Source organism: Pseudomonas massiliensis, from assembly GCF_000826105.1.
Lineage (GTDB): Bacteria > Pseudomonadota > Gammaproteobacteria > Pseudomonadales > Pseudomonadaceae > Aquipseudomonas > Aquipseudomonas massiliensis.
This window is the reverse complement of the sequence record NZ_CCYK01000002.1, coordinates 26,891-41,537: the sequence shown is the minus strand read 5'-3', so window position 1 is coordinate 41,537 and position 14,647 is coordinate 26,891. Positions and strand designations below refer to the sequence as shown.

21 protein-coding genes and 1 pseudogene are annotated in these 14,647 nt (G+C 57.3%); 15 read left to right on the top strand and 7 right to left on the bottom strand.

Annotated elements, in window-relative coordinates:
- Positions 1–72: 72 nt before the first annotated feature.
- The 4 genes from BN1188_RS00250 to BN1188_RS00235 all read left to right on the top strand — a co-directional run bounded on the left by BN1188_RS00250 (position 73) and on the right by BN1188_RS00235 (position 2,859).
- Positions 73–786 (top strand): TraX family protein, encoded by a 714-nt coding sequence (locus BN1188_RS00250; RefSeq protein ID WP_040259170.1) that lies wholly within the window; start codon positions 73–75, stop codon positions 784–786.
- Positions 787–956: 170 nt separating this feature from the next.
- Positions 957–1,313, top strand: coding sequence for a hypothetical protein (locus BN1188_RS00245; protein ID WP_148485225.1), 357 nt, complete (start codon positions 957–959; stop codon positions 1,311–1,313).
- A gap of 194 nt (positions 1,314–1,507) precedes the next feature.
- Positions 1,508–1,900: a DUF2513 domain-containing protein gene (locus BN1188_RS00240; RefSeq protein ID WP_040259168.1), complete on the top strand. Its 393-nt coding sequence runs from the start codon at positions 1,508–1,510 to the stop codon at positions 1,898–1,900.
- Between the two features lie 74 nt (positions 1,901–1,974).
- Positions 1,975–2,859 (top strand): tyrosine-type recombinase/integrase, encoded by an 885-nt coding sequence (locus BN1188_RS00235; protein WP_088776174.1) that lies wholly within the window; start codon positions 1,975–1,977, stop codon positions 2,857–2,859.
- Positions 2,860–2,895: 36 nt separating this feature from the next.
- Here the strand turns inward: BN1188_RS00235 and BN1188_RS00230 are convergent, their stop codons facing one another.
- Both BN1188_RS00230 and BN1188_RS00225 read right to left on the bottom strand, forming a co-directional pair.
- Complete coding sequence (locus tag BN1188_RS00230) at positions 2,896–3,234, bottom strand: hypothetical protein (RefSeq protein WP_040259166.1); 339 nt, start codon at positions 3,232–3,234, stop codon at positions 2,896–2,898.
- A complete protein-coding gene (locus BN1188_RS00225; RefSeq protein ID WP_040259165.1) occupies positions 3,231–3,935 on the bottom strand; it encodes a ParA family protein in 705 nt (234 codons plus the stop codon). The genes BN1188_RS00230 and BN1188_RS00225 overlap by 4 nt, the downstream gene beginning before the upstream one ends.
- Positions 3,936–4,428: 493 nt before the next feature.
- Between BN1188_RS00225 and BN1188_RS21530 the strand changes: the two genes are divergently transcribed.
- Both BN1188_RS21530 and BN1188_RS00220 read left to right on the top strand, forming a co-directional pair.
- A complete protein-coding gene (locus BN1188_RS21530) occupies positions 4,429–4,605 on the top strand; it encodes a hypothetical protein (protein ID WP_157395802.1) in 177 nt (58 codons plus the stop codon).
- Between the two features lie 97 nt (positions 4,606–4,702).
- Positions 4,703–4,960: a hypothetical protein gene (locus tag BN1188_RS00220; RefSeq protein ID WP_040259164.1), complete on the top strand. Its 258-nt coding sequence runs from the start codon at positions 4,703–4,705 to the stop codon at positions 4,958–4,960.
- 92 nt (positions 4,961–5,052) lie between these two features.
- Here BN1188_RS00220 and BN1188_RS00215 read toward each other — a convergent pair whose 3' ends face one another.
- Positions 5,053–5,265 (bottom strand): hypothetical protein, encoded by a 213-nt coding sequence (locus tag BN1188_RS00215; RefSeq protein WP_040259163.1) that lies wholly within the window; start codon positions 5,263–5,265, stop codon positions 5,053–5,055.
- Between the two features lie 413 nt (positions 5,266–5,678).
- Between BN1188_RS00215 and BN1188_RS00210 the strand changes: the two genes are divergently transcribed.
- From BN1188_RS00210 to BN1188_RS00195, 3 genes are all read left to right on the top strand, one after another.
- Positions 5,679–5,909 (top strand): hypothetical protein, encoded by a 231-nt coding sequence (locus tag BN1188_RS00210; RefSeq protein WP_148485224.1) that lies wholly within the window; start codon positions 5,679–5,681, stop codon positions 5,907–5,909.
- A gap of 99 nt (positions 5,910–6,008) precedes the next feature.
- Complete coding sequence (locus BN1188_RS21675) at positions 6,009–6,290, top strand: hypothetical protein (RefSeq protein WP_040259161.1); 282 nt, start codon at positions 6,009–6,011, stop codon at positions 6,288–6,290.
- 241 nt (positions 6,291–6,531) lie between these two features.
- Complete coding sequence (locus BN1188_RS00195; protein WP_052469085.1) at positions 6,532–6,828, top strand: hypothetical protein; 297 nt, start codon at positions 6,532–6,534, stop codon at positions 6,826–6,828.
- Between the two features lie 19 nt (positions 6,829–6,847).
- Here the strand turns inward: BN1188_RS00195 and BN1188_RS21525 are convergent, their stop codons facing one another.
- Positions 6,848–7,228 carry a hypothetical protein gene (locus BN1188_RS21525; protein ID WP_148485223.1) on the bottom strand — a complete coding sequence of 127 codons (381 nt, stop codon included), beginning with the start codon at positions 7,226–7,228 and terminating at the stop codon, positions 6,848–6,850.
- 56 nt (positions 7,229–7,284) lie between these two features.
- On the opposite strand from BN1188_RS21525, the gene BN1188_RS00185 reads away from it, so the two are divergent.
- Entirely contained in the window at positions 7,285–7,668 is a 384-nt protein-coding gene (locus BN1188_RS00185) for a response regulator (RefSeq protein WP_040259158.1), read from the top strand.
- Positions 7,669–7,713: 45 nt separating this feature from the next.
- On the opposite strand, the gene BN1188_RS00180 is transcribed toward BN1188_RS00185, so the two are convergent.
- Positions 7,714–8,025 carry a hypothetical protein gene (locus tag BN1188_RS00180; RefSeq protein WP_040259157.1) on the bottom strand — a complete coding sequence of 104 codons (312 nt, stop codon included), beginning with the start codon at positions 8,023–8,025 and terminating at the stop codon, positions 7,714–7,716.
- Positions 8,026–8,179: 154 nt separating this feature from the next.
- Here BN1188_RS00180 and BN1188_RS00175 point away from each other — a divergent pair, with 154 nt between their 5' ends.
- Positions 8,180–8,710, top strand: coding sequence for a response regulator (locus BN1188_RS00175; protein ID WP_084596106.1), 531 nt, complete (start codon positions 8,180–8,182; stop codon positions 8,708–8,710).
- Between the two features lie 525 nt (positions 8,711–9,235).
- Here BN1188_RS00175 and BN1188_RS22440 read toward each other — a convergent pair.
- On the bottom strand, positions 9,236–10,864 hold the full coding sequence (locus BN1188_RS22440; RefSeq protein ID WP_040259155.1) for a methyl-accepting chemotaxis protein: 1,629 nt from the start codon (positions 10,862–10,864) through the stop codon (positions 9,236–9,238).
- Between the two features lie 311 nt (positions 10,865–11,175).
- Between BN1188_RS22440 and BN1188_RS00160 the strand changes: the two genes are divergently transcribed.
- The 4 genes from BN1188_RS00160 to BN1188_RS00145 all read left to right on the top strand — a co-directional run bounded on the left by BN1188_RS00160 (position 11,176) and on the right by BN1188_RS00145 (position 13,612).
- Positions 11,176–11,424 carry a DUF1654 domain-containing protein gene (locus BN1188_RS00160; RefSeq protein ID WP_040259154.1) on the top strand — a complete coding sequence of 83 codons (249 nt, stop codon included), beginning with the start codon at positions 11,176–11,178 and terminating at the stop codon, positions 11,422–11,424.
- Between the two features lie 2 nt (positions 11,425–11,426).
- The gene (locus BN1188_RS00155; protein ID WP_040259153.1) at positions 11,427–11,858 is read left to right on the top strand and encodes a LexA family protein; all 432 of its coding nucleotides are present in this window, start codon (positions 11,427–11,429) and stop codon (positions 11,856–11,858) included.
- Entirely contained in the window at positions 11,845–13,125 is a 1,281-nt protein-coding gene (umuC, locus tag BN1188_RS00150; RefSeq protein WP_040259152.1) for a translesion error-prone DNA polymerase V subunit UmuC, read from the top strand. Before BN1188_RS00155 ends, umuC begins: the two co-directional genes overlap by 14 nt.
- A gap of 220 nt (positions 13,126–13,345) precedes the next feature.
- Positions 13,346–13,612 carry a hypothetical protein gene (locus BN1188_RS00145; protein WP_040259151.1) on the top strand — a complete coding sequence of 89 codons (267 nt, stop codon included), beginning with the start codon at positions 13,346–13,348 and terminating at the stop codon, positions 13,610–13,612.
- A gap of 547 nt (positions 13,613–14,159) precedes the next feature.
- Here the strand turns inward: BN1188_RS00145 and BN1188_RS22195 are convergent.
- Positions 14,160–14,600, bottom strand: a pseudogene (locus BN1188_RS22195) (methyl-accepting chemotaxis protein); the annotation flags it as partial.
- Positions 14,601–14,647 lie beyond the last annotated feature (47 nt).

The following is a 14,647-nucleotide window of genomic DNA, read 5'->3' as shown; positions in this document are numbered from 1 at the left end:
AAGCCACAGCCAGCGATGCTCATGTAAATCTTGAAATAGATACCAGTAATTGCTACAGCTATAAGGGATCATATGGAACATGGGGGCCGCAATTCTGCTCAAGACCTCATAAAATGGCTTGCCATGGCCAGTATGCTGGTTGATCACCTCCGGTATCTTTTCCCAAAAGCTGAGGTTCTTTTTATTCTTGGACGGTTCGCGTTTCCATTTTTTTCGTTAGCAATGGCAATAAATATCGCGCGGGCACCGAGCGATTCCATGATTACGGACGCCAATAGCCGCTATCTTATATGGCTGATAGTATTCACTGTCATTTCAGAAATCCCCTATCGGTGGCTTGACTGGTCCTCCAGCACTACGAATATCATGCCGACACTCATGCTTGGCCTGCTAGTCGCCTGGGGGATTCACTATCGCTCAAAGCCCTCTTTGTTTCTGTCCATAGGCGTTACGTTACTGGCTGTGGCTCTTCACTCCTCTCTGATGTACGGAGTCTATGGCGTACTGTTGCCAGGAATATTCCTTATGGCCCTCAAATATAAATCCTGTTGGCCCCTTATCGCAGCATTGGTGTGTGTGGCGGCAAACAATCGTAATGTGTGGGTAACAAGGGGAGATGCACACGGGTTTGTCCGGGTCATCTGGATAGCCGCTTTTCTTGCTCCGCTGGTTGGCTTATATTTGGCCAACATTAGTTTAGGATTTCGAGTATGGCGTGTTGGCCGTTGGGGCTATTTCTTCTATCCTGCGCATCTGTTGGCGATAAAGCTGATAAAAATTTTGTAGTGGACGCGCATGGACTGCAAGTTAAATCCTGTCGGCCAGGAACGCACAGCGTGCAATGTTGACTAGAGTCAGATAGATAAAATTCGGTGTGGTTAGACTTTAAATTGAAAGCCTGTTTTGTTTTAGGTAGTATGTCAAGGACACATGATAACTACTTTAGGGAGAAGATGATGCCGCCTTTGACTTCAAATCAGTGCGATAGCTTTGCCCAGCATATGAGCGATCCCTACGTGTTGTACCAACAACGAATCCGTTATTTTATCTATGCGTGCAAAGAACAGCTTTTCGGTCAGCATCGAGTAGGCATTGTCAAGCGTCTCGATCAGATCTTAGCGGTCGCTGTGCTTCAAAAGCAGGAATGGCACGACAGCATGAAGTTGGTTCTTTCGCAGGCCGTCGAACTAAACGCACTTCATAGTAGTGATCATGAGTTCTTCTTGTCGCACCTGGGTCGCTGCACGCCGGGCAAAAACGACAGGCCGCCTGCCCGTCAGTATCGTCGTGTTGGTCAGCCCCGCGCTTATTGACCAGTGCCTTAGCCAGTCCCCGACATCGAGGACTGGCTCCACCAGTTCCTCGTCAAGCCTCCCATCCCCTGCTCATTAAATATTTACCTTGTCAATGGGTTTCGGCCTTAACGGCTATTTATTTTCGGCGCTCAGTTCAAGGTTGCACCTATGTATGATAATGTCCTTTATCATATGTAGGCTGGAGACGTCTGATGGAGCTAGAAAAAGATCTGATGCGGGAAATTCTGTTGGCTGTGGAAGCCAGCAGGAACAATCCTGATCATGGCATCGACCTGTCCATTGAAAACCGCACGCATCAAGACCTTTCATACCATGTGATGCTGATGAGGGAGGCAGGCTTGCTGATGGCCCAGAATGCGACCTACCTTGCAGATACTTTTCCAGTTTGGAAGCCTCAGCGGCTGACCTATAAAGGGCATGAATTCCTAGACACCATTCGTGACGATGAGGTTTGGCGCCAGACCAAGGCCGGTATGGAGAAGGCCGGTGGTGCCGGGTTGAGCTTTGTTCTCGAAATCGCAAAAGCGATAGGCAAACAGGTATTAAAGGAGAGGCTTAGTAAGCTGGGGATCGAGTTGCCATGAATGGTTTGATACTGCCCCCCTCACCCTTTGGAAGTGTCCCGGCGCTTATCAGCCAGGCAGGTGAGCGTGCAGGTATGCGCTTCGTAGAGTTCTTCACGGCCAACATCCGCAATCCCAATACGCGACGCGCTTATGCCCGAGCAACAGACGAGTTCCTGACCTGGTGCGCAGCGGTTGGTGTGTCCAGCCTGGCCGCTGTCACCTCGTTGCACGTCTCGACCTGGATCGAGCTACAGCTACAGCGGCTGTCCGTTCCTTCGGTAAAGCAGCGATTGGCCGCTCTACGCCATTTGTTCGATTGGCTAGTAGTGGGCCAGGTAGTCCCGCTGAATCCCGCTGCGTCAGTCCGCGGGCCTAGCCATACCAGCCGCACCGGCAAAACGCCGGTGCTTGATCCGAGCGAGGCGCGGCAACTGCTGGACAGCATTGATATCAGCACCCCTGCAGGCCTTCGTGATCGAGCATTGATCGGGCTAATGGTGTTTTCGTTTGCGCGGATCGGGGCAGCGCTATCCATGAGGGTGGAGGACGTGTACACGCAGAACCGCCGGCTATGGGTTCGATTGCGTGAGAAAGGGGGCAAGCAGCACACCATGCCCTGCCACCACTCTTTAGAGGAATACTTGCATGCGTACCTGGTAGGGACCGGCATCGACCTGGATAGCAAAGGCCCGCTGTTCAGGACGCTAGCCAGGGGTACAAAGCAGCTCAGCAGAACCGCCCTCCCCCAGCCCAGCGCTTACCTCATGGTCCGTCGTCGTGCCGTTGCAGCTGGCATTGGTACCAAGATTGGCAACCATACCTTTCGAGCCACTGGCATCACCGCGTATCTCAAAAACGGTGGAACGCTGGAAAGCGCCGCCGCTATGGCCAACCACGCCTCTACCCGAACCACGCAGCTCTATGACCGTCGTCATGATGAAATCAGCCTGAGCGAGGTAGAGCGTATCAGGCTGTAAGCATTGTTGAAGCCTGGGTGTTTCGCACCGGTCCGACTACTTTTCTTGAGGCTTAGGCTGGTTCAGCTCACGCTCCAGTGCTGACAGCGCCCTTTTTAGCGTCTCCCCGAGAGGAGCGTTAATCTCATCTGCCAGGCGATACAGCTCATCTTTAGTAGCTTGATCGCCTTTTATGTTGATTTGGATGTTCCTACCCGTGGTGAATCTTCGCCTTGACCTATCGGCCGGGGCTTTTATTGGCACTGATGGCCTGGCTACGAAGCCATGCTCGCTTGCCAACTCTTCAAGCGCCGCACTCTCCTCCTTCGACTTTTGCCCAACAGCAGGCTTAGGCTCAAAATTCTTCAAGCCTTCTAAAGGGTCTACTCGGCTCATGCCTCAATCTCCGTTGCCTTTGCATTGCCAGGTGTAAGCTTGGCGATCACTTCACGAGCGAAAACCTCAGCATTATCAATAGCTTTATCTACGTTGGAGACTTCATTTGGCGGAAGCGATTCCAGGGTTTGGCGGTAGGAAAACATAGCTTTGAATGCGGCCCTTTCGTTCAGCTCGACCTCAAAGAATGGGATACCTCCTTTCTTGAAACTCTCTCTGATGTGCCGCGTGTCCCTGCTTTGTATCGCGACAGATGTACGAGTGAACAGGACGGCATAGGGTAATTTGTAGTCAGGCTTATGCTTCTGAATGCCCCGCTCATGCGCTCTGATAAGCCCAAACGCCCTACTAGCTTGCTCAGCATCCAGCTGCGAACCCTGAGAAGGGATGATGACCAGATCAGACTCCGCTATAGCGTACGCCACGATCGTGGCCGCTGTACCTTCCAGGTCCACTATTACAAAGGGCGTTTTCGTCGCTGCTTCCGCAATGATGTCACTTATCGTTTGGTCCGTTACACCTGAGATGACGGTCATGCTCTCAGGGACCGCTCCTCCTTTTGCCCAGGAATCTATGGGGTGATTTGGGTCAGCATCAATTACTGTCACCGCCACACGCTTTGCGATCTGGGTAGCTAGCGCAAGGGCAGATGTTGTCTTGCCAGCCCCGCCTTTAGGGGACACAAACGATATGACAGGCATGTATGGTACCTATGGTAGCCGATAGGGATTCATTAAGATACCAACATGAATTCGTATAGGGTGACCGAAAAGAATTCATAAGAATCCCTTAAGGATACTAATCTGAATTCGCTAAGGCACCTTTTAGGATATCCTAGAGGATATCTAGACAGAATTCAATAGGAATTCCTAAAGGCAAGCTGATAGATATCAAGTAGAATTCACGTATAGTATCTATTGGAATCCCTTTCGGAATCCAGGTGGATACCACCCCGGCATCCAGACGGTGGGCAAATGACTCTCTAGGGGGACGAGGCTTGAATCGCCCCCAGACTGCGCCGACACGAATTAATCACCCCGCTTATTGATCGGCCAGGGGAAGGCAGAAAGAACGGTAAAACCATAGGTTAAGCAGGAGGTTGCTGGCTGAGGCCGTGGGGGTAGGTGCGTCGGCGTCTCGATTGACAATCCTTGGAAAAGTGAGCGGCAGCAAACGACCAAATGCCAGGCCCTATTGGATGACATCCAAGGCGCGTACAGCGTCAACGTGGCGTTGTTGAATGAGCAGCATGCAGCGGGGTTTACCGAGGCGCTGGCCTGGCTGCAGGTCATGCCGCCTGCCCAAAGCGAAGGGTTGTATCGCTTGTATGGACAGGCCCTGAGGGGAAGGATTGCCGCGCTGGGCCATTGAGCGGCAAAGGATTCCGGGGCCCAAGTCCATGATGTTAGTCACCGCGCGCTGCAGGACTCACGCAGCTGTTCGCGCAACAAGCCTGGAGAGAGCAGTCATGTTCTGCGAGACCGACGACGAGAAGGCGGGCCGGCTGGCCGAATGGGAGGCTTTGCTGAATGACCTCCGCGCCCAGGAGGAGCTGGAGATCTGGCACACCGACCTGCTGCGCCTGGCCGCTGAGCTGTGCGCGCAAGGGGTGGTGAACACGATGGAGCACCTGGAGCTGCGCGAGCTGGCAGACGCCGCCTACAGTCATCATGTCGAAGACCAGGTCACCCGCGAATTGATCGCCGGCAGGGAGCGAACCGAGTGAGCCGAACGGCCCCTTTTTTACCGTATAGCTTTCGACCTGTACGGGGCTTTACATGCGCCTGTTCCTTCTCGACAGGGCCGCGCTCACGTTATCTAGCGCTCCAACCAGTCAAGCAATTCCTGACCGAGACTGGTCAGGGTGGCCTTGATGGTGATGGCTTGATCGTCCAGCGTTCCGGTCAGCTGGATGTGGCCGGACAGGGAGAGCTGTTCTACCCAAGGCCGGTTTTCCTCGTCCAGATGAATGGGCAAACCGCGAGCGGCCGCCACAAGGATCCGCGAACTCAGCGTGCAAGGCAGTGACATTTCGTGTTTCTAGTGAATTCGATGACGCTGATCATACAACGAGGTTAAAAAGCGAGTAACCGACCTGACAGGAGGCCAAGCCAGCGCGACGCTAGGCTGTTTCCCTCGGTTCCAGAAATCTCTACCCCGTCGATGTCCTATCCTTCGCCTGCGACCCACCTACCGACGCTACCCAGAAGTACTAAGTAGACGCTGGATAAAAAAACAGATTTTTCATACCAAACCTGTACACTCGCGCGCCATATCCCGGCAGGGTGGTAGTCCAGCTAACCCTACACTGGTCTATCACAGAGAGTGGAGGGAGGTCATTCGGTGAGGGGCTTTGCAACCTTGAGTCTTGTCAGCTTTGTCATTGGCAGATGGGCGTTGTCTTGGTGCTCCTGTATTTCATCCTGACCCGAAGCACGGTTCGAATGACCGAAGAAGACGCAGTCGGTCCGGTCTTGGCCGATGGCACGGTTGATCCTGACTTTGAGCCGCTGGGCATGCTCCGGCGCACGCGCATCGAGGCGCGCCAAACGCTCGCCTTGCCGGTACCACCACTGCTGGCGGTTTATGGCACCTACCAAGCAACGTTCGGCGGCCGCCTGGGTTGGTGGGTTCGTCTGGAAACTGGGCAGACCTACTACATCACCACTGGGTAACCCGGTGGATAAGGAGCGTGCAAGCCAGGATGAACCCTATAACCGTGTCCCAGCATGCAGAAAAGCGCCGCCTGATGCGCAAGGATTGGGAGGAGAACTATGAGCGTCGGCAGTAACCGCTCCTCGGAAGGTAAGCGAACACTTCAGGCGTTCCGGGTCGGCCACGACGAGATCTATGCCGCGTACGATGCACCCGGTGCGTTGGCGTTGGCCAACCAGGAATACGGCGAGGCTTATTTTAACCTGGCCGAGGTTCAGCTCTGTGATCAGGCCACGTTGGAACGGCCCGCGTTCGCGTGGGCGGGCGGCAGACTGGGGCCTGTGGGGCAAGTGTTACGCTGGATGTCCGGTCCAGGCCATTTGTGCAACTGTCCGCCATGAACAGGCCGCCGTTGACGCTCGGGCCGTTGAATATGCCAAAATTGCTGGTTGATCGGTGCCAGGCACTGCTGGATGACGTGCAGCAGGCCGCTACGGCATCACGCGTACTGATGTGCGCCCAGCGCGCGCTAGGATTTACCGAAGCGCTTCAGCTGCAGCACGCGGAGCGTGAGGCCTGTATTGCGCGGCTTCATGCGCTGTTGGAACAAGCGGTGTCAGAGCGGCTAGCGGAGCTTGAGGGATGGAAGTAAAAGGAATCGACGAGGACGTATTCAAGCTGATGGTGCACGCGAAGGCGGTGCGTGAGGTAGTGGCGGTGCGCACCGAGGCAGACCGGGGGAAATGGACAGTGGCGGTCCGTATTGGGGCTGGGGACTCGCCGCTTGTCCCGCTGCGCTCAAGGCGTGAACCGGTGCGCACCTGGACCAGCCTCACCGCAGTAGAACGGTTTGCCGAAAGGATGGGCCTTGAGCAGTTCGCGGTAGAGCTTCACGCCCGGTCCAGCACGCCGCGTACCGAAGCACAGCCCATCCTTTGATCCTTGTCGCGGGCACGGCTTAGCGCGCGCCCCTGCTTGCCTCAACGGCTTCGGCACTGGGGGGTAAGCCTACCGCGACTTCAGGCCGGTCCAGGGGGTGGGCTTGAACCCCGAGGATATACACGGTTTGCAGGCACTCGGGCTGAGCGGGGTGGCTGGCAGAGGTGATGGCCAGCAATTTCCAACCCATGCGAATGGCGTCGTTTGCGCCGTGCAAATCGGTTTCCATCAGCAATGCGGCTTCGGACAATTGCATTTCGACGTGCTCCTTGGCGGGGGCTACCCCGGCCCAACCACCCGCTTGTTGTGGCCAGGCGCTCACCGAGAATCGTGGGCCCGGCGCTGGGTAGCGCCCGGGTTTGTAGAAATGGCTGTCCTGAGCGTAGACGGTCGTGGGCACCGCGCGCCTTTCATCCTATGGAATGACCAGCTACGCACGTACACAGTCCTACTTGTATGAAGACGTTAAAACCCCGCAGTGCCTTGCCCCACGTGCTCATCGTGGAAGATGAGGAGCTGCTTCGTCAGTTGCTCGCCGATGTGATTGCTGACCTTGGAACGACCGTTACCGCGGTAGGAACCGCAGATGCAGGCGCTGATGTCCTGGCGCACACGCCTGCCATCGACTTGTTGATTACCGATGTCCGGACGCCGGGACAATCGAGCGGCTGGGACCTGGCGGCGTTCGCTGCTGCCCGGCGACCTGAGCTGCCCATCATCATCACCAGCGGGTTTTCCGTGCAAACCTGCCCCCTGCCCGCCAGCGCCGTCTTCGTGGGCAAGCCGTGGCGGCTGGACGCCCTCTGTGAACTGGTCGAGTCAAGACTGGACCGGACCTGAAGGGTACGGTCCGCTGGCTCGCGTACCGTGAATGGGATAGGTGACCTAGAACGCTTTTTCGCACGCGGGGCTGTGCGCGTGTTGGAGCAGGCAGGTCACGGGCGGCACGGTCACGTCATAGAACGAAGCCCCGAACACGGGCGGCTCGCAGGGCTGCGCGCCGAATGCCTGCGCCACGTCTGCGTGGCCAGGCAGCACGAACACCGTGGTGCACGCCGTCTCGGCATCGAGAACAACCTTGTAGAAGGGTTGATGCTTGGGAATGCCACGCAGGCCCAGGCCGAGTTCGCGCAGCTGCCTCAGGGCCACAAATGTTTTGGGCCCTTGCTCGAAGCGCTTGCAGTACCACTGATCCATACGTCATTCGTTCTGTCTGTCGGCGGTCAACTGACCGACCGGGGTAGGTAACGTTCCAGTCCGCACCAGCACACAAACCTAGCGTCGCCTCGGGGTGCATGGGTAGGGGCCTGTTTGCTAAAATATTGCCGTTTTTTTTCACTGTGATGGCATTATGCTAAAGCCTATTCTCCTGGTCGAGGACAATCCACGCGACCTGGAACTGACCCTGATTGCGCTGGAAAAGAGCCAGCTGGCCAACGAAGTGATCGTCCTGCGCGACGGTGCCGAAGCCCTGGATTACCTGCTTCGCCGTGGCGCGTACGCGGACCGGCCGGAGGGCAATCCGGCCGTCGTCCTGCTCGACCTCAAGCTGCCCAAGATGGACGGCCTGGACGTCCTTGACGCAGTCCGCACCACCGATGCGCTACGCAGCATTCCTGTGGTGATGCTGACCAGTTCGACCGTAGACGCTGACCTCAGCCGCGCCTACGCGCTGGGTGCCAACGCCTATGTGGTCAAGCCGGTCGAGTTCAAGGCATTCGTCGCGGCGGTGTCGGACCTGGGGATGTTCTGGGCGGTGCTCAACGAACCGCCGCCCGGGTCTGTCCGTCTCACCACCCACCGTCGCGAGTCCACGGCTGATCGCGGTCATAAAACCCCGGGCGCACCGGTCCTCGGACAACGCTCCGAGCGCAGCAAGTGACGAGGCGGCACACCGGGAGCACGCCGGTAAAGATGAGCGTTGAGCCAAGTTATTGCGGCGCAATGAACACGTCCATGCGTGACCCGGTGCCCGGTTGCCCCCTGTCTGCCTCTGTACGTACCGGGTTACATAGCCTTTAACCCCGCCTGCCCACCCACCTTTGCCCATGAAACGAGGTGTTTTGCAGTGCTATGACGATCACCTGAAAGATAAAGGTCCATAGCAGCAGACGCGGCTTCCGGTTGCTTTCAAGGTTTTCGTCAGGGCCAGCGAGCCCAGGATTGCTGGGTTATATCGTCGTCATAGACAAGGGTATAAGGCGCTTTGTCCGGTTGCGGGCCCTCGTAGTGCAGGGGGATATCCAGGAGCTGATGTGCCTCATCTCCTCGATCCACCAAAGGGCTTGTTATCACTTGGTACCAGAGCTCGGGGGAGTTCACGATGATCCGTTTGAGGGGGCGCCGTAATTGTCAGCGTTACGGATTTCTACAAGAAGCTGATACATACACTGCCCCCACGGAAGCTTCAAATCTTGAAGCGGGCCACGAGCTGATTGAGATTAACGGCGAGTTTTGAAAGCTCCGCAGTAGCGATCGTGGTCTGTCGCGATCCTTCGGACGTCTGGCCGGACAGGTCGCGAATGCTGACCAGGCTCTGGTCTATCTCGCGAGCGACCTGCGCCTGCTCCTCCGCTGCCGTCGCGATCAGTAAGTTGCGCTCGTTGATCTGCTCGATGGATTCGGTGATGACGTGAAGCGCCTGGCCAGCGCCTTGGGCCTTCTGCAGCGTGTGCTGTGCTTGGGTATTGGTGTCATGCATGGAACTGACGGCATCCTCGGTACCCGTTCGGATGCGGCCGACCATCTGTTCGATTTCCAGCGTGGATGACTGGGTACGGTGCGCTAATGCCCGTACCTCGTCAGCCACAACAGCGAAGCCGCGGCCGGCTTCTCCAGCGCGGGCAGCCTCAATAGCGGCGTTAAGCGCCAACAGGTTGGTTTGCTCGGCAATGGCCCTTATCACTTCCAGGACCTTGCTGATCGCACGCGTATTCTCCGCCAGGTTTTCTACGTTGGTGGAGGTGGATCTGACGGTGGCGACCATCCGGTTAATGGCATCAACGGTTTCGTTGACGCGCAAACGACCGTCCACTGCCGCCGCGCTGGATTGACCGGTGGCTTCGGATGCCGCGGCGGCATTGCTTGCGACTTCATCTACCGCTGCGCTCATTTCCGTAACGGCGGTGGCCGCCATTTCAATCTCGCTGTTCTGCCGTTGCAAGCCGTGCGATGCGTCTTCGGTCACAGCATGCATCTCTTCAGCGGTCGCAGAAAGATGTGTCGCGGACTCTCCAATCAGGCTGATGGCTTCTCGCAGCTGATCCTGCATTCTGGACAGGGCCATCATCATGCGTGCAGGTTCATCATTACCTTCAACCTGAATCTGCTGACGAAGATCGTTTCCTGCAATGCCCTCGACTGCAGCAAGCGCCTGACGGATAGGCACGGTGAGGCTTCGGGTAAACAGGTAGGCCAGCAGAATACTGACCAGCACCCCTACGATGATAAAGCCTGTGACAGTCGCTACAGCCTGGCTGTACGCCGCGCGTGCCGTTTCCCCTGCTCGAGCGCTCTTGTTGAGATTGACGTCCACCAGACGCGAAAGCATCGCATCGAGGGCTTCGGCGTCAGCGCGCATTTCACCGGCTGAAAACTGCATTGCCGCGTCCAACTGGTTGGCTGTGATGAAGCCGACATAGCGGTCCAGCTTTCCGTCATAGGACTGCTCCAGCTTTTTAAGCGCATCGAGCGCTTCGCGACCTTGAGGCGTCACGATAAGCGCTTCCAGTCGGCTCAAGGCTTCATCAATCGCTGCCCTGCTTTTCTGAAGATCCTGGACAGCCTCTGCTTTAACCGGCACTGGCTCAGCGGCATTGCGCAATCGGGCATTGTTACCGCGGATGGCAGCGAATTCTCGCTCCAGAATGCCCAATTGCCTGATGCTGGGAACAACGTTCAGCTCTACGAACTGCTCCGCTTCATCCAGCTGGTGGGCTTGCCGAAGGGAGACCAGCCCAAGGGCGATGAGCATCGCGCAAATCAGGCCAAAGAACAGGGCAGAACGGGGACCAATACTGAGATTTCGCAGGCTCATCGTGATCGTTTTCCTAACGGTTATGGAATGCTTCAGTCGTCATCCGGACGTGAACCACCTTAGGTGTTATTAGAAGCCTTGTTGTATGAAGGCTTAATGCAACTGTAGCCCCACTCGGTAAACCAGCTCAGAAAAGCGTTTACTTCAAGATGTTTCAGTGGTGATGACGCCTTAGCCTGCATATTCAAGGGGTTACGTATTCTTGAAACCTCGGTCTGCCTCAGCGTTGGCAAGCCATGGGAGGACGAAAAAACCTTGCTCAGCCGGTTTTACTGTAATACTGTAAATATATACAGTTAAGAGTCACTGTCATGGCCACGTCTTCCTTTGCCCCTGCCCGGCTGACACCCTATGCCCTATTGGCCACGCGCTTGCAGCGGGCCATCAACCACCCCGCCGCCCAGCAGGCCAGAACCGCGTTGCTGGAGCGATTGGAGGGCGATTCGGAAGAAGCCTGGGAGCGGATCATGGCGGAGCTGGGCGAAAACGATAACGTGACCCTGGCCTACCGCGACGACGGCCATATCCAGATTTTCTGGACCGTGCTGCAGGACGACTGACCATGAGCATTGTTGTCCTGGGGCCGCTTGAGCCTTCCGTCTATCCATTGCCGTTTTTCGCCTGCCGCGTGCCGGCCGGCTTCCCCTCGCCGGCGGCGGATCACCTGGAAAAGCACATCTCCCTGGATGAGCTGTTCGACCTGCGCGCCCCGCATGTTTACCTGGTGAAGATCGAGGGCGACAGCATGAACGGCGCCGGCCTGTTTTCCGGCGACCTGGTGATCGTGGATCGCGGCCGCGAAGCGCGCCATGGCGACATTGTGATTGCCGCGCTCAACGGCGAGCCGGTGTGCAAACGGCTGCACCGCAAGGGCAGCGACGTCATTCTCCAGTCCGAAAACCCGGCCTACCCTCAACGCTACGTGCTGGAAAGCGATGACATGACCATCTGGGGTGTGGTCCGCTACAGCGTGCGCGATCATGCCTACGCCTGAGCCGGTATTCGCCTTGGTGGACTGCAACAGCTTCTACGCCTCCTGCGAGCGGGTGTTTAGGCCGGACCTGGCCAAAACGCCGATTGTGGTGCTGTCGAACAACGACGGCTGCGTGATCGCCCGCAGTTACGACGCCAAGCCCTTCGTGAAAATGGGCGCGCCGTACTTTCAGATCAAGGACACGCTGCGCCAGCATGGCATCGTCGCTTTCAGCAGCAACTATGCGCTGTATGGAGAAATGTCCGAGCGGGTGATGACGATCATTGAGGGCATGGTGGCCGGCGCCGAAGTCTATTCAATTGACGAGATCTTCTGCGACCTTACCGGCCAGCCGGGCAACCTGACCGCCCTGGGCCGGTCTATCCGGGAGAGGGTGCTGCGTTGTACCGGCATTCCAGTCGGCGTGGGCATTGCCCGCACCAAGACCCTGGCCAAGCTGGCCAACCACACCGCCAAGCGCTTGCAACAGCAAACCGGCGGCGTGGTGGACATCTGCGACCCGTTCAAGCGTGACTGGGTGCTGCGCAACACCGCCGTATCCGAGGTGTGGGGAGTAGGCCGACGCCTGAACGCGCACTTGCAGGGCATGGGCATCCACTCCGCCATGGACCTGGCCAACGCCGACCCCGTGACCCTGCGCGCCAGGTTCAGCGTGGTGCTGGAACGCACCGCCCGCGAGCTCGCCGGCGTGCCGTGCCTGGAACTGGACGAGCCCGACCCGCCGAAGCAGGAAATTTGCTGTAGCCGCATGTTCGGCAAGCGGCTGACCGACCTGGCCCCGATCAAGGAAGCGGTCGCCAGCTACACCGCACGCGCGGCCGAGAAGCTGCGCGCCCAGGGCTCGATGTGCAAGAAGATGCGCATTGCCGTGCGCACCGGCATGTTCAACCCGGACGAAGCCAAGTACGCGAACGGCGTGTTGGTCGAGCTGCCCTACCCCACCCACGACACCCTGCTGATGACCAACGCGGCCACTCAGACCGTGGAGCGGATCTACAAGCCAGGCTACCGCTACAGCAAGGCCGAAGTGCTGTTGCTGGACCTGCGGCAATCGGGTGAGTTTACGGACGATCTATTTGCACAGACGCAGCCCGAAAAGTGCGAGCAGCTGATGCAGACCATGGATGCTATCAATGCTCGGTGGGGCCGGGGTACGCTGCGCTCAGCCACGGTGCCGATAGCGCCCGACTGGGGCATGCGCCGCGAGCTGATGAGCCAGAGCTACACCACGCGCATCGATCAGCTGTGGACAGTCAGGGCACACTAACAAATGCAAGCGAAGGCGCTTTTAATAGCCTCCACACTCCGACGCCTATCACTGTTTCTTCTTTGCTGTATAGCTTTTTCAGACCTATAAGAGTGATCTGCCACCCAAAGGAGCGCGCCATGTTTTGCGGTACCGATAAGGAGAAGGCCAGCCGGCTGTTCGAATGGAGAGGGCTGCTAGATGAGCGCCGGGCCCAAGGCGAACTCCCTACGGATCAGCCATGAGCGGTCCCTGGCCTACCGTGGCGGGGTTGAAACTCCCCGACTACCTGGAAGACAAGTGCCAATCGCTGCTCGAAGACATCCAGCGCGCAGACACCATGACCAACGCCTTACTGGCCGAGCAACGCGCTGTGGGCTTTACCGAAGCCCTGAAGCTGTTGCAGGTGATGCCCGTGGCTCGAATCGAGCGGCTGTATGAGTTGTATGAACGCGCCCTGACCAGGCGAACCGCGGAGCTGGGCCTTGATCGGCAAGGATATGGATGAATACGCTTTTCGAGCTCAACCGCTAAAGATCACTCGTCGCTTCGTCTTTTTAAGGTCTTGACCTTTAAGGTATGAGGCTCCCAAGTGACGCCAGATGGTCGTGAGCCCCGAGCGTTCTCGGGGCTGCTTCGGCATCTATAGCCTGGCAACGTAAGGCATCCGCTAGGCGGAGATCCTCCGCCATGCGATTGCCTTGAAAGCTGCCGATGAGCCCGGCATCTAGAGGATCTTGTAGGTATATTTCGGCGCTATCTAACGCTGCAATCGCAGCGGTGTGTCCAGAGGCTTCATTCACGAGGAAAGTATCTTGGTCCACCGGGGGGCTGCACGCCTACTGAGCGGATGGAGGAAATAGGGACCACAAGGCTTACCTGGAAAAAAGGTATAACCTTTCGCAAGAACCATTCTTTTTGGTTCCTACCACCTACCGGTCCATCCTGTCATACCCGCTCTGCCATGCGGCTTGTGCCCGAGTATGGACGCGTCCAGAAAAGAGGTGCTTCGAATAGATGCCGCCTGGCTCCCTGGATAAGGTAGATTTTAATGGTCATCTTTGCAGATGGATTGCGAACTGTCCGACAGCATCTACCACCTTCTTCGCACCTTCGCGAATCTCGACAATGACGGCACCTGCCTGGTTGGCCAGGCTCAGGCCTTCCTGGGTTTCTTCCCGACTGCTCGAAATGCGGGCAATGGCCTCGTCCACTAGTGCCTGGTTCTGTTGCACCAAGTTGACAATTTCCTCGGTCGCCGTGCCGGTACGATTGGCCAGATGCCTGACTTCATCGGCTACCACCGCAAATCCCCGCCCTTGTTCCCCTGCGCGCGCCGCTTCGATAGCCGCGTTCAGGGCCAACAGGTTCGTCTGGCTCGCGATGCCACCGATGGTTTGTACCATGGTACTGATGAGCATGGACTGCTTCCCCAGGGCTTCAATACCTGTGGAGGCGGACGCCATTTCGGCCGCAATTTTTTCCATCGTGTTTACAGTCTGTGCAATGACGTCTGTTCCGCTCTGAGCCTTTTCGTCTGTCG

What these genes read in the sequence shown, in the direction of transcription:
- BN1188_RS00250 (WP_040259170.1), top strand. Translation starts at nt 73, where the DNA reads ATGGAACATGGGGGCCGCAATTCTGCTCAAGACCTCATAAAATGGCTT.
- BN1188_RS00245 (WP_148485225.1), top strand. Translation starts at nt 957, where the DNA reads ATGCCGCCTTTGACTTCAAATCAGTGCGATAGCTTTGCCCAGCATATG.
- BN1188_RS00240 (WP_040259168.1), top strand. Translation starts at nt 1,508, where the DNA reads ATGGAGCTAGAAAAAGATCTGATGCGGGAAATTCTGTTGGCTGTGGAA.
- BN1188_RS00235 (WP_088776174.1), top strand. Translation starts at nt 1,975, where the DNA reads ATGCGCTTCGTAGAGTTCTTCACGGCCAACATCCGCAATCCCAATACG.
- BN1188_RS00230 (WP_040259166.1), bottom strand. Translation starts at nt 3,234, where the DNA reads ATGAGCCGAGTAGACCCTTTAGAAGGCTTGAAGAATTTTGAGCCTAAG.
- BN1188_RS00225 (WP_040259165.1), bottom strand. Translation starts at nt 3,935, where the DNA reads ATGCCTGTCATATCGTTTGTGTCCCCTAAAGGCGGGGCTGGCAAGACA.
- BN1188_RS00220 (WP_040259164.1), top strand. Translation starts at nt 4,703, where the DNA reads ATGTTCTGCGAGACCGACGACGAGAAGGCGGGCCGGCTGGCCGAATGG.
- BN1188_RS00215 (WP_040259163.1), bottom strand. Translation starts at nt 5,265, where the DNA reads ATGTCACTGCCTTGCACGCTGAGTTCGCGGATCCTTGTGGCGGCCGCT.
- BN1188_RS00210 (WP_148485224.1), top strand. Translation starts at nt 5,679, where the DNA reads ATGACCGAAGAAGACGCAGTCGGTCCGGTCTTGGCCGATGGCACGGTT.
- BN1188_RS21675 (WP_040259161.1), top strand. Translation starts at nt 6,009, where the DNA reads ATGAGCGTCGGCAGTAACCGCTCCTCGGAAGGTAAGCGAACACTTCAG.
- BN1188_RS00195 (WP_052469085.1), top strand. Translation starts at nt 6,532, where the DNA reads ATGGAAGTAAAAGGAATCGACGAGGACGTATTCAAGCTGATGGTGCAC.
- BN1188_RS00185 (WP_040259158.1), top strand. Translation starts at nt 7,285, where the DNA reads ATGAAGACGTTAAAACCCCGCAGTGCCTTGCCCCACGTGCTCATCGTG.
- BN1188_RS00180 (WP_040259157.1), bottom strand. Translation starts at nt 8,025, where the DNA reads ATGGATCAGTGGTACTGCAAGCGCTTCGAGCAAGGGCCCAAAACATTT.
- BN1188_RS00175 (WP_084596106.1), top strand. Translation starts at nt 8,180, where the DNA reads ATGCTAAAGCCTATTCTCCTGGTCGAGGACAATCCACGCGACCTGGAA.
- BN1188_RS22440 (WP_040259155.1), bottom strand. Translation starts at nt 10,864, where the DNA reads ATGAGCCTGCGAAATCTCAGTATTGGTCCCCGTTCTGCCCTGTTCTTT.
- BN1188_RS00160 (WP_040259154.1), top strand. Translation starts at nt 11,176, where the DNA reads ATGGCCACGTCTTCCTTTGCCCCTGCCCGGCTGACACCCTATGCCCTA.
- BN1188_RS00155 (WP_040259153.1), top strand. Translation starts at nt 11,427, where the DNA reads ATGAGCATTGTTGTCCTGGGGCCGCTTGAGCCTTCCGTCTATCCATTG.
- umuC (WP_040259152.1), top strand. Translation starts at nt 11,845, where the DNA reads ATGCCTACGCCTGAGCCGGTATTCGCCTTGGTGGACTGCAACAGCTTC.
- BN1188_RS00145 (WP_040259151.1), top strand. Translation starts at nt 13,346, where the DNA reads ATGAGCGGTCCCTGGCCTACCGTGGCGGGGTTGAAACTCCCCGACTAC.